The following is a 14,470-nucleotide window of genomic DNA, read 5'->3' on the forward strand; positions in this document are numbered from 1 at the left end:
CATCCATTATTTGGCTACAGCAGTAGCACGTTGTTTTAAAATTTCGCGGGCGTTTTTAAGAGCACTTGCCGATGGGTTATTACCACCAATCATCTGGGCAATTTCATTAACTCGTTCGTCAAAGGTAAGCTTTTTGATACGGCTGACGGTTTTAGAGGCCGAATGATCTTTGTAAACGAAGTAATGAGCGTTGCCCTGTCCGGCAATTTGATGCAGGTGTGTAATCGCAATAATCTGGTGATTATGAGCCATATCACGCATCATATTACCCATCTTGATCGCAATTTCACCTGAAACACCACTGTCGATTTCATCGAAGATAATCGTCGGCAACGATCGTTTGCTGGCCAGAATGTATTTGATCGCCATCATCAATCGCGAAAATTCTCCGCCAGAAGCAACGTTCTTCAACTGCTGGGGTTTAACGCCTTTATTGGCACTAAACAGAAACGAAATGGTATCAATACCGGTTGGCGTTGGTTTACCGGTATCTGACTGTATTTTTAATGAAGCGTTTGGCATCCCGAGTTCTTTGAGCAGGCCGCCAATTTCTGTTTCAATTGGGCTCAAAACAAACTGTCGGGCTGCTGACAAAGCCTGGCCACTAAGCTGTAACTGTTCGCGGGCAGCGTCTGACTGAGCTTTCGCGTCGGCAAGGGCATCGTCTAAATTAAGTACTTTACTTACTTTTTGGGCAAGTTCATTTCGTAGGGTGATGAGGGCGGCAACATCTTTTGCCTGATGCTTGGTCTGGAGTTGGTAGATCAGATTGAGCCGTTCGCGGATGGCTTCAGCACGGGCATCGTCAATATCTACATGATCCTGTTCGGTACTAATTTCATCGGCCAGATCCCGTAGTTCAATAAGGCTGCTTTGAGCCCGTTGCAGCAATTGTTCATACTGATCTGACAATTTGCTGATGTAGGTTAAATTACTGACTACACCTTTTAAAAAGTCAATGACTGATTGCTCCGTATTATCCAGATATTCGAAAGCTAACTGAAGACGCTCTTTAATTTCTTCCGCGTTTTCGAGGATGTTCAGCTCCTGTTCCAATGACTCCTGCTCATCGGGCTGCAACTGGGCCTTCGTTAATTCTTCATACAAAAAATTATTGTAATCAAACTCCTTCCGCATAGCAGACGCTTCTGACAGAAGCTGGTCGTAAGTCGTTTTATTTGTTCGATACGTTTGATAATCTATGCGATACTGGCGGAGCAGATTGTCGTCCTGAGCGTAGGTGTCAACAATTTCTAACTGGTATTCATTGGAACCAAGCAGGACTGAATCATGCTGCGAATGAATGTCCATCATCTGGCTCGTCACCCGGCGAAGTGTCTCCAGATTAACGGGTGTATCGTTAACAAAAGCCCTTGATTTGCCACTTACACCAATTTCCCGCCGGACAATGCAGGAGTCGGAATAATCCAATTCTTCATCTTCGAAGATTTGTTCGATCAAATACCCGGAAACACCAAATACACCTTCAATGACGCACTTTTGTTCAGGGTTATAAAGCACTCGCGTGTCGGCCCGGTTACCCATCAGTAAGCCAATAGCTCCCAGCATAATCGATTTCCCGGCACCAGTTTCGCCCGTAATGATATTTAATTCACGGTCAGGGGTAAGTTCGAGTTGATCGATTAGGGCGTAATTTTTAATCAGTAAATGCGATAGCATAGATTAAGCTCTTACTTATCTAACAATGCCGGTTGTGGTGCGGTTCAAAATAAACAGCAGTTTGCCGTATCATTTAGCAGTGTTTTTGTGATCTACTGCTTACTGAAGACTGTCTTCCAGTTATTGACCCGCTGCCACTAATTTACGATAAGCTTCGGTTTTACTTGGGTCCAGATACGATAATAAATCAAAAGCCTGTTTGCGTTCAGCAGGAGTACCTTCATAAAGAATGTTTAGTATTTCCTGAGACTTGGCGTCGAAGAATGAGTTAATCAAAACAGAATTAGGCAACTGAAGCCCAATGGTTCGAATGGTCGTTAGCAAGGCGAGCGTTTGTTTACGAACCTGAACTGGATTGGCGGCAAACACATCGAGCCCAAGTCGATGATAGGTGTATAGTCCATCCCGAAAAGGAAGTAGCTGTTGATTTTGCAGATTCTCTACCAGCCAATACCGATTGCGTCGGTCGCCCCCCGTTTGCCAGGCTCCGTTGGGTGACCCTTGTTGTGCGAGGTTCATAATCGTGAAAGCCCGCTGAATGAATGGATTGCCACCCCGTTTGCTGAATGTATCATAATCTACGGCCAGAATAACATTAGCGTAAAAAGCCAGTAATGAGGTTAAATCATCAGAAAACTGGTTTTCCCGATAATAGACAGGTGTTGTAGGAAGGTAGACGAAATTAAACGACCGATCGACGTAGCTAAACGTTGTTGTCTCGTAATTTGACCCATAAACCGGGCGTGTAACCACAATTTGTGCTGTTGCTTCAAATACGCCCTGTGTCAACGACTTGATCAGGTTGATATTGATGGAGCAGTTAATGCGCTCAGAGACCGTAAACTGGTCATTACTCCAGCGCCGGTTGTTCATGAATTCAGTGATAATTCCTTTCAGTTGACTGACGTAGGAAAAGTCGGTTTTCTGCTGAGCAAATAACTGGTCGGAATTAATGGTTACCTGACAGTTTAGTTCCTGCGCCTGTGCTGAGAACACACCGCAAAACAGACTTAGTGCTATGATTAGTTGTTTCATGCCGACAGCTTTTGTGCGATCAGATTTACCAGATCCTGCGCTACTTCATCTTTGGTTTTTAGCGCAAATTCGTGGGTTTGTTCGTCTTTGTCAATAACGGTAATTTTATTGGTATCGTGTCCGAAGCCTGCTCCCTGATCTCGTAAGGAGTTCAGCACAATCCAGTCCAATTGTTTGGACCGCAGTTTTTTTACGGCATTTTCACGTTCATCATTCGTTTCCAGCGCAAAGCCCATCAGCAATTGGCCCGGCCTTTTCTGACTACCCAGTGTGGCTGCAATGTCGGTAGTTTTGGTCAGTTCAAGCGAAAATTGTTGTTCTTTTTTCTTGATCTTCTGATCAGCCACATGCACAGGTGTATAATCGGCAACGGCCGCACTCCATACGGCTATATCGGAACTGGCAAAAGCTAGCTGTGAAGCCTCAAACATGTCCTGAGCTGATCGGACATCGATACGCCGGATCGATGGGTGGGGCAGTGGCAGAACCGTTGGCCCACTCACCAGCGTCACATCAGCACCCGCCTGGGCAAAAGCGCGGGCAATGGCATAACCCATTTTGCCCGTTGAATGATTGCTTATAAATCGAACCGGATCGATTGCTTCCTGGGTTGGCCCGGCTGTTACAAGGACCTGCTTGTTTTGCAGGGGGCCTAAAGCCTGCCTATCCTGCTGATCGCTCCGTACTCCCTGATTCTGAAACCAGAACGTATTCAGGAATTCGACTATGGTTTCAGGCTCCGCCAGACGACCCTCGCCAATTAAACCGCTGGCTAATTCTCCGTGTTCTGCATGGATGATATGATTTCCGAACGATTCGAGCCGGTGGATGTTTTCGACAGTCGTTGGATGTCGGTACATGTCTAAATCCATGGCAGGAGCGAAAAATACCGGGCACTTTGCCGACAAATAGACAGCCGAGAGTAGATCGTCGGTGAGGCCATGCGCGCAACGGGCCAGCGTATGAGCTGAGGCTGGAGCGATCACGAGCGCATCGGCCCACAAACCAAGCTCCACATGATTGTTCCAGCTCCCACTAGCATCATTCACAAAGGTCGACAGTACGGGTCGCTTCGATAGGGTTGCCAGAGTAAGGGGAGTAATAAATTCCTGAGCTGATTGGGTCATTACTACCTGAACATCGGCACCAGCTTTGACTAATAAACGAACGAGTAGAGCTGATTTATAAGCTGATATACTGCCCGTTATCCCTAAAAGGATTCGTTTTCCGTTCACAAGCTAGAAGTCTTGAATTAGCGGAGTTCTTATGGCTACTAAATCATAAACCAAAAAACCGCACGGCAAACATACCGTGCGGTTATGAGAAAATCAGCAGGAGTTGTCAATTATTGCTGTGCTTCTTCGTCGTTATAACGCCAGTAGACTTTGCTCTCCAGAAATTCATCCGTAGCGGTCGAGGTTGGTTTCGGCATCCGCTCGTAGAATTTTGAAATTTCGATTTGTTCGCGGTTTTCAAATACCTCTTCGAGGTTATCTACCGCTGATACGAATTCCGACAGTTTATTGCTCAGTTCCTCCTTGTTTTTCGAGGCAATCTGACGGGCACGTTTTGAGATAATCGATACCGATTCGTATAAATTGCCCGTGTGTGCTGCAATTTTGTCGTTGTCGCGGGTAATAATAGATTGATTTGTTGCCATAATTCAGTTAACAGTTAGCAGTTAACAGCCAACAGGTATATAATTATCAGCACGAGTGCTGATAACTAGTCACTGTAGACTGCAACTGGATTAATTTGCTGCCGTTACTTTAGCCGGGCGGTTATTCGGATTCTTAAGCTTTTCGCGTTCCTGCTCTAATTTTTCCAATCGTTCAATTTCTTTCTGACTGGATTCGTACATGCGTTCGGCCTGTTTAATAAACTTGCTGTTCGGATACTTGTCAAGGAATGCCTGATAGTAACCAATTGCTTCCTGATAGCGTTCCTTTTGCTTCGTTTCAAGACTATTATTGGCCAGACTATACTCGGCATCTACTTTTAAAAATGCCAGTTCTTCGTTGAATTCAGAGTCTGGAAACTCCCGCTGGAAATTATTGATGGCAATAACCGATGACTTGTAGGATGCAATGTTAAAGCCACTGGTTTTGTAATACAGCTTGGCTTTTTCATAGGCTTTCCGCTCCAGTTTCCCGCGCAGCTCAAGAATGATTTTTGTACACTCGTCGCGGTACTTGCTATCTGGATAGGTATTAATGAAATCCTGAAGAGCCGAAGTCGCTGTCAGTGTATTTGACTGATCGAGGTTAAACTGGGGCGTATCTTTATAGAGCGAATAAGCATACATATACATAGCTTCCTGCGCATACTCACTACGGGCAAACGTCTCGTAGAATTTTTTGAATAGCGTGGCACTAAGCAGGTATTGCTGCTGGTGGAATTGAGTGTAGGAATGATAAAACTGGGCCATTTCCGACTCAGTACTACCTTTTAGCACCGGAATTAGTTCTTCAAAGAGTAGACCGGCACGATACCAGTCTTCTTTTTTATAATACTGAACGGCTGCTTTATACTTTTCATCGTCACTACCGCTCTTTTGCAATTTTGAGAACGGACTGCATGACCCGAGAAAAAACACTACCAAGATTCCCAGCAGACCTTTAATGATATGACGTTGTTGCATAAGGACGCAAATATACTAAAAAAAACGGGCTACACCGACTTAACGACGATGTAGCCCCTATAGTACGGCAAATAGCCCTGTTTTGACTGCTCTTTACGAATTTTTAACAACCCAATTGGTCAGTCTACTGATGGCGTACAAGTAATTTCTTCGTTGCTACTTTCTTGCCATCTACTGATAACTGGTAGAAATAATAGCCGGTGGCAAGTTCACGGGTAGCCACATGAACCTTACGGTCATTCTGTTGCATCTCATACTCCGCGACGGGTGAGCCCAGCACATTTAATAAAATCAATTTTGCTTCATTGACCTGTCCTGTAATCTGGTAATCTATCTGAGCCGATTCACTGGCTGGATTAGGATAAATATTAGATACCGTGATGCGGTCATTGCTATACATCCGATCGTCGGCCCGGAGTTCCTGTTCGGCCCCAATCCGTGCTTCAGCAGTGGTGGCTGGAGCACTCTCAGCGGATGCTGGACGAGTCGTTGATTTCGTGGCTGGGCGCGCTACAAGTAAGGACCGATAATATTCATTAATCGGAGCATTTTTACGAATCGCGGCAGCCCGATCAAGGTTTACCGCTGTCGTTGAGGGAGCCAGCGAAAATCGCTTGCCCGTTAGTGCTGGTGTGGTCGGCTTCCGACTTCCAACGGTCCTTCCCAACTCCAACCGGCTACCCTTTCGGGAGTCGGAATCGCGCGGGGCGATCTGCGCCCGGAGCGGAGTTGTGGCCGTCAGAAAGGCGGTCAGAAAACCAATAAGTATAATTTGTTTCATACGATACTACTTCATGTACACTTGTACTCACCGCAAACCTATTCATGTTAAAAGACAAAGTCAACGGGGTACTATCTAAAAAATTGTTAAAAGAGTTATTTTATACCCTTTGGAACGAGTTTTTTAGCTAAAGGTTTAGTTGTGCTTCTAATTTTTAATGGTTTTTTAGTCCCTGGCTTCGAAGCCGGTGGAATTTCGAGCCATAACACCTGACCTTTGGTTGGTTTTTCGGCCTCCCGCCAGCTGAAACCATCGAGTTCTTTATTCTCTTCGGTGATCTCTTTTGGAGGGACAAGCTGAGCGTCTGGACGACCATAAAAACGAATGCGGCCAACCTTGTTTTCCGCGAATTCAATATTCATTCGACTACACTCCACATGGTTAAGACCAATCATCTTATTGTTGTCATCGACAGCATAGTAAATACTCTGCCCATTCCCTTCCACAATGACCCGATCCAAGGCGGTTTGCTCCTGATAAGTAACAGTTTCGGAAGCAGGTGATGATGTTTTAGTCAATACGCTACGGGAGGGGGTATTCGTTGCAGCCGCTGATAGACGAGAGGGTTCAACGGGCTTGGATGCAGTCGTTACCGGCGTTATTTTAGTGGCAAAATAAGCCGTAATGGTTCGACCCTTTATCTGATTAAAATTCATGAGCGTATCGAGCGAAATCACAAAGGATTTGCCCCGCAGAAACATCGTATTGATATGATTATTTTTCAGCAGCGCCCGAATCGAATCAGCCTCCATCTGGTATTTATTCTGGCTCCAGACAATTGGATTTTTATAAAAATAAATGGTCGAATCCGCCGTATTATAAATCAGGGAATCGCACTTGCTTTGAAGGTCAGATTTAAAAATAAAAACGTTTTTGTGGGCCAGTAAACGGCGAGTATTTGTCACCTTATCGTCGAAAGAAAATAAGGTATCTGCCCGCAGAAACAGCGTATCGTTTGTCGTTTCGCTGGCGAGGCTTTTGGCAACGGGGTGGCCCGTTACCCGCGAAATTCCTGCTTTCCCATTGTAGCGTACATGCTCGCCAAGAATGACGGCTTTACGGTCTTTGGCTACCATTATGACGTTTCCTTTTGCAATACCCAGTTCCGAAATATTATCGTAATACAGCGAGTCGCCTGTGATTCGGTACTTAGGCGTTTCGACCGTAGCTCGTTGCTGGAAGTTTGAAATGCCAGTAGTAGTGTTGTATTGGCCGGCCACCGCCGTCAGAACCCCATCTTTATTGACGATACGGGTTGGACCCTGAAATGTAGCAATGCGTGTCAGCGAATTATAGAGCAGCGAATCGGCAGTAAGCGTACCTTTGGGATTGACTAAACGAACGTTCTGGCGGAACGTGAACAATTTACTACGCGTATCATAGTATCCTTCACGACTGGTCAATACGTTCTCTTTGTCAACAATACGGCCTGGTGCAGGATAATGTGCAATACCCGAGAGCATATCGTAGTCGAGATGGCTGGTAGTCAGCGTCATCTTTCGGTCGCGCATGATAACGCGTCCACGCACATTTGCCTGGCGGGTGTTGCCGTAATAGAACATGGTATCCCCCCGAACGCTGATGGTGTCGCCCTGAATCAACCGGACATTACCATAGGCTTCAATAACATTGGTTGTTGCATTTTGAATGGCGAGGTCACAATACATCAACACCCCTTTCTGACGAAAGCGAACGTTATTGTAAATCTTTCGAACAACCTGACCAGGAGTATTTACCCCAACCAGACTATCTGCATGTAATAGCTCGACTTTATCAGCTACCGGGGAGCCGCCGACCTGCGCCAGAGCAGGAGCCGACACGAACAGTGAAGCGAAGAAAAGAAAAGCAGCAAATAGGCGTACAATTAGACGAAACATAGGGCAAAACTACGGCTTAGTGCCAGAACCGCATGTTAGAGCGAGAACTTTTAGGATTTATTAACGAGAATCGATTGTTCGGTCCTACCGATCGCTTGTTGTTGGCTGTGAGTGGCGGACTGGATTCAATGGTGCTGGCAGAATTATTTCACCGGACGGGCCAATCGTTTGCCATTGCTCATGTCAACTTTGGCATGCGGGGTGACGAATCAGATGGCGATGCTGTTTTTGTGCAAAACAAGGCTAAAGCGTATGAGGTTCCGTTTCACCTCATCTACTTCGACACCGTTGCGGTCGCTGCCGAACGCGGAATTTCGATTCAGATGGCTGCCCGCGACCTGCGTTACAGCTGGTTTGCTGAACTGAACGAGCAGCATGGGTATGCCGGTACAGTTACTGCTCACCATAAAAATGACGTGCTTGAAACGCTTTTGCTGAACCTGACGCGTGGCACGGGCCTGGCTGGTTTGCATGGCATTGCGGCCCGGCAGGAGCGTTCTGCTACTGATGTTATTATTCGACCTCTGCTGTTTGCCACGCGCGAACAACTGGCCGATTACGCCCGTGAACATGGCATTTTGTATCGGGAAGATCGATCAAATAATGATGACAAATACGCTAGAAATCGGATACGGCATCATGTTGTACCCGTATTAGCTGAATTGAATCCCGGATTATGGCATACATTGCCGCGAACCATTGAGCGACTTCGGGCTGCCGAAGCGCTTGTCCGTACTGAACTCGATCGGTCATGGGCGACGATTGCCGAACCCATTGGCCATCAGCTATTCCTGCCAGCTAATAAACTCATCGATCAAACTGAGCTGGCGTTTCGGTTGGCAGAATGGTTGAAACCCTACGGATTTTTGGTGGATCAGGTTTCGCAAATGATCGAATCCTTGAACCGACCTGTTGGCCAGGTGTTTGCGTCGCCGACACACCGGATCGTTCATGACCGGCTGGCCGATGGGCGTATTGGCTTACTAGTGGAGGAACTGACAAGTGCTTTTGCACAAAAAGTTATCTTGTCTGAATGGCCGGGTTCTCCCTTATATATAGCCGGACAATTTATGCTGACAGTAGATATAATTGAAAAAACTACTGCGTTTCGATTGCCTACTGATCCTAAAATAGCCTGCCTGGATGCCGACCTGATTTCGTTTCCGCTCACCATTCGGACCTGGCATCAGGGCGACCGTTTTCATCCGTTAGGGCTGAACGGCCATAAATTAGTAAGTGATCTGCTCAATGATCTCAAGCTAACTAGGTCTGAACGAGAACAGGCAATTGTGTTGCTGTCAGCTGATCAAATTGTATGGGTAGCTGGTCGTCGGATTGATCATCGCTATCGGATAACGGCTAAAACAAAGCAAATAGCCCGATTTATTTGGCAAAATAAGTGACTCAGTTCGCGAATTTGACTCTAATAAATTGTACTTTTAAGGTTAAAAAAAACGATTTATGTAATAAGTAGGGGCATGGATCTATTAAATTTAAAAAACTGGCACTTTATTTGATACGATTGCCGTAAGCCCATAGTATTTTAACATATTGACTCCCATGAACCGATTTATACTGATTTTGCTCATTGCTGGAATGGCTCTTGGAAGCCTTACCGTCCGGGCGCAAAATGCACGGTTACGAGCGGCTAACAAACAGTTTGATAACCTTAGTTACGTCAGCGCTGTGCGGGCGTATGAAGAATTTTTGCGAGCCGATAAAAAGAAGGAACCTGCCGAAACGCGCGAGGCTTTGACCAAACTCGGCTATAGCTATCGTAAGCTACAGGACACCCGCAATGCAGAACGCGTTTACTCTGAATTAGTAAAGCAGTATACCGATCTGGACAGTGAAATTTATCTATACTATGCGCAGTCGCTGGCGCAAAATGGTAAGTATCGGGAGTCGCAGAAAATGTATAGCCAATACGGCGAAAAACAGGGTCAGGATTTGCGTGGACGTCGCTATACGGTGTCCTACATGGATATAAGCCGCTTCTATCAGGATTCGTCTTCGTATCGACTTTATAGTCTGCCCATTAACTCCCGTCAGGCTGATTTCAGCCCAATGTATTATAAAGGAGGTATTGTATTCGTATCGGCCCGCGACGAATCGGGTGTCGTAAAACGAGTGTTTAACTGGAATCAGACCCCGTTTCTTGATATGTATTTCCACCCGGATACAAACCAGTTACGGGTTCCGGGTTCAGAGCTGAAACGGGGTCCGAGTACGGCCATTGTAGGTGGAGGAACCGATGCTAAAGGAGTGACCGCAGAAGAAGCTGCCGATGCGTCTCAACCCCTGACCAAAGCAGAAATATTCAGCCGAACCCTCAATACCAAATACCATGAGGGACCGATGACATTTACACGAGATCAGAACACCATTGTTTTCACCCGAAACAATACCAGTAAAGGGAAAGCAGGGAAAAGCTCTGATGGTGTAAAAAAACTGAAATTGTATTCTTCCGTGAATAAGGGCGGGAAGTGGGTCGAGATCAAGGAAGTGCCATTCAACAGCAATGAATACTCGGTAGGTCATCCTGCGTTTGCGCCCGATGACTCTAAAATGTACTTCGTATCGGATATGCCCGGCGGATATGGTGGGACTGACTTGTATGTAGTTGAATATACCAAAGGCCAGTGGGGAACACCGGTTAATTTAGGGAAAGAGATCAATACGGAAGGTAACGAGATGTTCCCATTTGCCGACGAAAATGGAAATCTGTATTTCTCATCGGATGGTCACGAAGGGCTTGGAGGGCTGGATGTGTTTTATGCTGAGCTTAAAGATGGCATAGCCTACAAAGGTGTACAGAACGCAGGGGCACCTATCAACTCTGAAAAAGATGACTTCGGATTCATAACCGATAAATACCGTACATCTGGCTTTTTTAGCAGCAACCGTAAGAAAGGTGTTAGTGACGACGATATTTATTCATTTCGCCGGACGTGTAAGCAGCTCAATATTTTGGTGTACGATGCCAAAAGCGGTACACCAATCGAGAGTGCCGATGTCCGAATTATGCGAAACGGAGCCAACCAGGATTTGCGTATAACAAATGTTGACGGGCGTGCTGAAATATGTGTGGAAGCCAACACCGAATATGAATTCCGGGCTGTAAAGGAAGGATTTGCCTTGAATAGTGTTCGATTCTCGACATTGACTCAATCGGCTAAACCGGTGTTGAGCGTGTCGATTTACCTCGAACGCACAGAAAATACATTGGTGAGAGGTGTTGTAAAAACTGAAGTGAACCAGAAACCAGCTACCGGCGTAAAAGTGACCCTTCGGAATGAGAAAGATAAATCGGAACAAACCGTGACAACGGGGCCTGATGGTGGATATGAGTTTAACATGAAGCCGGGCGCACCTTACACACTCACTGCTCAAAAAGATCGGTATGCAACCAAGAAAACCCAGTATAGTAAGGTTAAGAAAAAAAGTAAGGTAGTAACCGACTCCCTGGGTCTCTATGGCGTAGGTGATGTTTATCAGTTGAAGAACATCTACTATGACCTGAACAAATTCTTCATCCGGGCCGACGCTGCCAAAGAGCTTGATCACGTGCTGGCGATACTCAAAGAGTATCCGCAAATGCAGATCGAATTGCGCTCACATACTGACTCCCGCGCTCCGGATACCTATAATGTCAGGCTTTCGGAAAACCGCGCACGTGCTGCACTCGACTATTTAGTACAGCGCGGAATTGAACCAAAACGGTTAGTGGCTCGGGGTTATGGCGAAAGCGAAATAATAAACGGCTGCGTAGACGGAGTGAATTGTTCTGAAGATGAACACCAGCAGAATCGTCGAACTGAATTCAAAATTCTGGCCGTACAATAAACAAAGTTGGATAAATAGTGGAATAGCAAAAAAGCGCAGGTCAATTGGCCTGCGCTTTTTTGCTATCAATATCGATTTAAGGAACAGTTAAGTTCTGGCGACAGTTAAAAAAGGGAAACAACCTGATTTATGCGATTTACGGATAAAGTGTGCATTGTTACCGGTGCTACATCGGGCATTGGCCGGGCCACGGCCGAACGAATGGGGGAAGAAGGTGGTAAGGTCTTGATTGTCGGACGTGATGGGGATCGGGGGCAGGAAGTTGTCAATTTTATCAGGAATAAAGGTGGCGATGCACAGTTTGCCGAGGTTGATCTGGCCGATGCAAAGGCTATTGAAGCTGCTGTAAATCAGGCAGTCTTGGCTTGGGGTAAAGTTGATATTCTTGTCAATGATGCAGCCATGATGACCTTCACCCCCATTGTCGATTTATCGGTTGAAGACTGGGATCAGGTGTTAGCGGTTAATCTACGGGCCGTTTTTTTATTCTGTAAGCACTGTATTCCCCACATGAACGGCGGTGCCATCGTTAATGTTAGCTCGGTTCATGCGCACCAGACAACGGCCAATGTAATTCCATATGCTGCTAGTAAGGGAGGGATGGAAGCTTTCACACGCGGAGTTTCGCTGGAATATGACATTGCCAAAGTGCGTATTAATTGTGTTGCACCCGGAGCGGTCGATACGCCCATGCTGTGGGATAATCCGAATGTAAAGAGTGGGAAGGAGAAAATTGAAGGAGTGATTGGAAAACCCGCCGACATTGCATCAGCCATCTGTTACCTGGCTTCTGATGAAGCACGGTTTATCAACGGAACGACGCTCGTTGCCGACGGTGGCCGATTGACAATATTATAAGCTAATGCCAATTGGCATGAATCAGAAAAGGGATGCAGAGGCATCCCTTTTCTGATTCATGAAGCGATTATTCTGACTTCTTGACGTGTTTTTTGTGCACCGTTTTGGATGTGGTCGTTGCCTTGACAGGCGTCGTTTTCTTCACCGTTGTTGTGGTTTTGCTAACGGGTTTGTCTTGTGATGGTGTAGTTGCAATGGCAACATTTCCGCAGAGAGCAGCTACTACACAGGCAGCTACCAGAATTGACTTTTTCATAGTATTGAGATCAGGTTTAATGTGACCAGCCTGCCATAGGAGCGAGCTTCTCGGCCGAAAGGTCGATGGTTATTATTAAAAGCCAATGAAGTAGGACTTAAAAGATTATTAAATGGACAAAATTCGGGCCGTTACAGATAACTGGCCAATATGCCGCATGGTGTGTTCGGCTGCATGCACAAACAGCCCCATTACTGTTGATGGAATCTGTGCCCGGCCAACGCCACGGATTTTCGTTAACGTTTGTTCATCGGTCCTGCGCAACTGAGCAAGTGCTACATCAACCTGCTCATTGAAGCTGTTAACCAATTCAGAAACAGTAGGCGACTGCCCGACCGATTTCCCTTCCAGCGAAAGAGCAGTCAGTTGGGCAGATGAAAGCGATTCACCGCGTGCGTAGGTGAAGAGTCGGTCCAATACGCCAGTCAGGTGCTGTAAGTGAAAACCGACCGAAGCAATATTGGCAGGACGTTCCCATAGCAGCGCGTCTGGAAAGTCGCGCATGAGGGCATCCACTTCCTCACGGGCTTGCAATAATGCATGTGCTACGGGTTGCAGGAGGGAAGGAATAGCAGGCAGGGGGCCGCGCAGCCAGACTTCGCGGGGATCTGGAGAGGGTATCATAAGTAATGAGTTTGTCGTTTATGGCTTGTGTAGAGCCACGTTAGATCACCGTTCCGCCGTCGGCATAAAACAGGCTTCCGGTGCTGTAAGAAGAAGCATCAGAAGCCAGAAATAGTGCCAGTGGGCTGATCTCGTCGGTTGTACCCATGCGGGCTATGGGAATTCGCTTCGTAAAGTGGTCCAGAATTTGCTCATTCTGCCAGAGAGCCTGGCTAAATTTAGTTTTGATCAAACCGGGGCAAATGGCATTAACCCGAATACCATCAGGCCCCCATTCCTTAGCCAGAACCTTAGTTAGCATATTTAGGGAGGCTTTGCTGACACTGTAAATACCTAATCCAGGATCGGGCGTGTGACCGGCGATACTACTCATCATGATGATGCTGCCACCCCCACGCGCTTTCATACTCGCATAACATAGTTTACTTAATTCAAATGGAGCTTTTACATTGGCTTGCATGATTTTATCGAACGCTAAACCATCGCATTCCAGTGCGGGGCCAAAAACTGGGTTAGACGCAGCATTATTGACCAGTATATCAATGCCACCATAAGTCGCTATCGTATTGTCAACCAGTTGTTTGAGTTGATCCATATCGCCAACGTGAGCCGCAATACCAGTAGCTTCGCCACCCTGTGCCTTTATATCGTTGGCTAACTCATCCAAAACAGCCTGTTTTCGGCTACTCACAACGACTTTGGCACCGAAGCGGGCATACAACCGAGCAATATCCTCACCGATGCCTTTGCTGGCTCCGGTAATGACGGCTACTTTGCCTGTGAGATCGAAGAGGGATTTTTCAATAGTTACAGCAGCTTGGGGTTCCATGTGGGCTTTGTTGTCAGATATGTTTGCAAACTATGCCATTCAT

Annotated in this window: 13 protein-coding genes; 3 read left to right on the forward strand and 10 right to left on the reverse strand. The window is 46.4% G+C overall.

What is annotated here, in order from left to right:
- Window positions 1-6: 6 nt before the first annotated feature.
- The 7 genes from recN to G8759_RS16395 form a co-directional block, all read right to left on the reverse strand.
- A complete protein-coding gene (gene recN, locus G8759_RS16365) occupies window positions 7-1,680 on the reverse strand; it encodes a DNA repair protein RecN (protein WP_167209763.1) in 1,674 nt (557 codons plus the stop codon).
- 120 nt (window positions 1,681-1,800) lie between these two features.
- The gene (gene porD, locus G8759_RS16370; RefSeq protein ID WP_167209765.1) at window positions 1,801-2,715 is read right to left on the reverse strand and encodes a type IX secretion system protein PorD; all 915 of its coding nucleotides are present in this window, start codon (window positions 2,713-2,715) and stop codon (window positions 1,801-1,803) included.
- Window positions 2,712-3,950 (reverse strand): bifunctional phosphopantothenoylcysteine decarboxylase/phosphopantothenate--cysteine ligase CoaBC, encoded by a 1,239-nt coding sequence (gene coaBC / locus G8759_RS16375; protein WP_167209767.1) that lies wholly within the window; start codon window positions 3,948-3,950, stop codon window positions 2,712-2,714. Before coaBC ends, porD begins: the two co-directional genes overlap by 4 nt.
- Window positions 3,951-4,060: 110 nt before the next feature.
- On the reverse strand, window positions 4,061-4,375 hold the full coding sequence (locus G8759_RS16380) for a DNA-directed RNA polymerase subunit omega (RefSeq protein WP_162385084.1): 315 nt from the start codon (window positions 4,373-4,375) through the stop codon (window positions 4,061-4,063).
- Between the two features lie 90 nt (window positions 4,376-4,465).
- On the reverse strand, window positions 4,466-5,356 hold the full coding sequence (locus tag G8759_RS16385; protein ID WP_167209769.1) for an outer membrane protein assembly factor BamD: 891 nt from the start codon (window positions 5,354-5,356) through the stop codon (window positions 4,466-4,468).
- 124 nt (window positions 5,357-5,480) lie between these two features.
- A complete protein-coding gene (locus tag G8759_RS16390; RefSeq protein ID WP_167209771.1) occupies window positions 5,481-6,137 on the reverse strand; it encodes a T9SS type A sorting domain-containing protein in 657 nt (218 codons plus the stop codon).
- A 95-nt stretch (window positions 6,138-6,232) separates the two neighbouring features.
- Window positions 6,233-8,014, reverse strand: coding sequence for an OstA-like protein (locus tag G8759_RS16395; protein WP_167209774.1), 1,782 nt, complete (start codon window positions 8,012-8,014; stop codon window positions 6,233-6,235).
- A gap of 32 nt (window positions 8,015-8,046) precedes the next feature.
- On the opposite strand from G8759_RS16395, the gene tilS reads away from it, so the two are divergent.
- From tilS to G8759_RS16410, 3 genes are all read left to right on the forward strand, one after another.
- Window positions 8,047-9,417 carry a tRNA lysidine(34) synthetase TilS gene (gene tilS / locus G8759_RS16400; RefSeq protein ID WP_167209776.1) on the forward strand — a complete coding sequence of 457 codons (1,371 nt, stop codon included), beginning with the start codon at window positions 8,047-8,049 and terminating at the stop codon, window positions 9,415-9,417.
- 157 nt (window positions 9,418-9,574) lie between these two features.
- Window positions 9,575-11,860, forward strand: coding sequence for a carboxypeptidase regulatory-like domain-containing protein (locus G8759_RS16405; protein WP_167209778.1), 2,286 nt, complete (start codon window positions 9,575-9,577; stop codon window positions 11,858-11,860).
- A 129-nt stretch (window positions 11,861-11,989) separates the two neighbouring features.
- The gene (locus tag G8759_RS16410; RefSeq protein WP_167209780.1) at window positions 11,990-12,718 is read left to right on the forward strand and encodes an SDR family NAD(P)-dependent oxidoreductase; all 729 of its coding nucleotides are present in this window, start codon (window positions 11,990-11,992) and stop codon (window positions 12,716-12,718) included.
- Window positions 12,719-12,785: 67 nt separating this feature from the next.
- Here G8759_RS16410 and G8759_RS16415 read toward each other — a convergent pair whose 3' ends face one another.
- The 3 genes from G8759_RS16415 to G8759_RS16425 form a co-directional block, all read right to left on the reverse strand.
- Complete coding sequence (locus tag G8759_RS16415; protein WP_167209782.1) at window positions 12,786-12,974, reverse strand: hypothetical protein; 189 nt, start codon at window positions 12,972-12,974, stop codon at window positions 12,786-12,788.
- Window positions 12,975-13,082: 108 nt separating this feature from the next.
- Window positions 13,083-13,598, reverse strand: a complete 516-nt coding sequence (locus G8759_RS16420) for a DinB family protein (RefSeq protein ID WP_167209784.1) — start codon at window positions 13,596-13,598, stop codon at window positions 13,083-13,085.
- A 40-nt stretch (window positions 13,599-13,638) separates the two neighbouring features.
- Complete coding sequence (locus G8759_RS16425) at window positions 13,639-14,427, reverse strand: glucose 1-dehydrogenase (RefSeq protein ID WP_167209786.1); 789 nt, start codon at window positions 14,425-14,427, stop codon at window positions 13,639-13,641.
- Window positions 14,428-14,470 lie beyond the last annotated feature (43 nt).

It is taken from the genome of Spirosoma aureum (assembly GCF_011604685.1).
GTDB lineage: Bacteria > Bacteroidota > Bacteroidia > Cytophagales > Spirosomataceae > Spirosoma > Spirosoma aureum.

Bases quoted from the DNA above. Each gene is read 5' to 3' on its own strand.
- recN (WP_167209763.1), bottom strand. From the start codon at position 1,680: ATGCTATCGCATTTACTGATTAAAAATTACGCCCTAATCGATCAACTC.
- porD (WP_167209765.1), bottom strand. From the start codon at position 2,715: ATGAAACAACTAATCATAGCACTAAGTCTGTTTTGCGGTGTGTTCTCA.
- G8759_RS16380 (WP_162385084.1), bottom strand. From the start codon at position 4,375: ATGGCAACAAATCAATCTATTATTACCCGCGACAACGACAAAATTGCA.
- G8759_RS16385 (WP_167209769.1), bottom strand. From the start codon at position 5,356: ATGCAACAACGTCATATCATTAAAGGTCTGCTGGGAATCTTGGTAGTG.
- G8759_RS16390 (WP_167209771.1), bottom strand. From the start codon at position 6,137: ATGAAACAAATTATACTTATTGGTTTTCTGACCGCCTTTCTGACGGCC.
- G8759_RS16395 (WP_167209774.1), bottom strand. From the start codon at position 8,014: ATGTTTCGTCTAATTGTACGCCTATTTGCTGCTTTTCTTTTCTTCGCT.
- tilS (WP_167209776.1), top strand. From the start codon at position 8,047: ATGTTAGAGCGAGAACTTTTAGGATTTATTAACGAGAATCGATTGTTC.
- G8759_RS16405 (WP_167209778.1), top strand. From the start codon at position 9,575: ATGAACCGATTTATACTGATTTTGCTCATTGCTGGAATGGCTCTTGGA.
- G8759_RS16410 (WP_167209780.1), top strand. From the start codon at position 11,990: ATGCGATTTACGGATAAAGTGTGCATTGTTACCGGTGCTACATCGGGC.
- G8759_RS16415 (WP_167209782.1), bottom strand. From the start codon at position 12,974: ATGAAAAAGTCAATTCTGGTAGCTGCCTGTGTAGTAGCTGCTCTCTGC.
- G8759_RS16420 (WP_167209784.1), bottom strand. From the start codon at position 13,598: ATGATACCCTCTCCAGATCCCCGCGAAGTCTGGCTGCGCGGCCCCCTG.
- G8759_RS16425 (WP_167209786.1), bottom strand. From the start codon at position 14,427: ATGGAACCCCAAGCTGCTGTAACTATTGAAAAATCCCTCTTCGATCTC.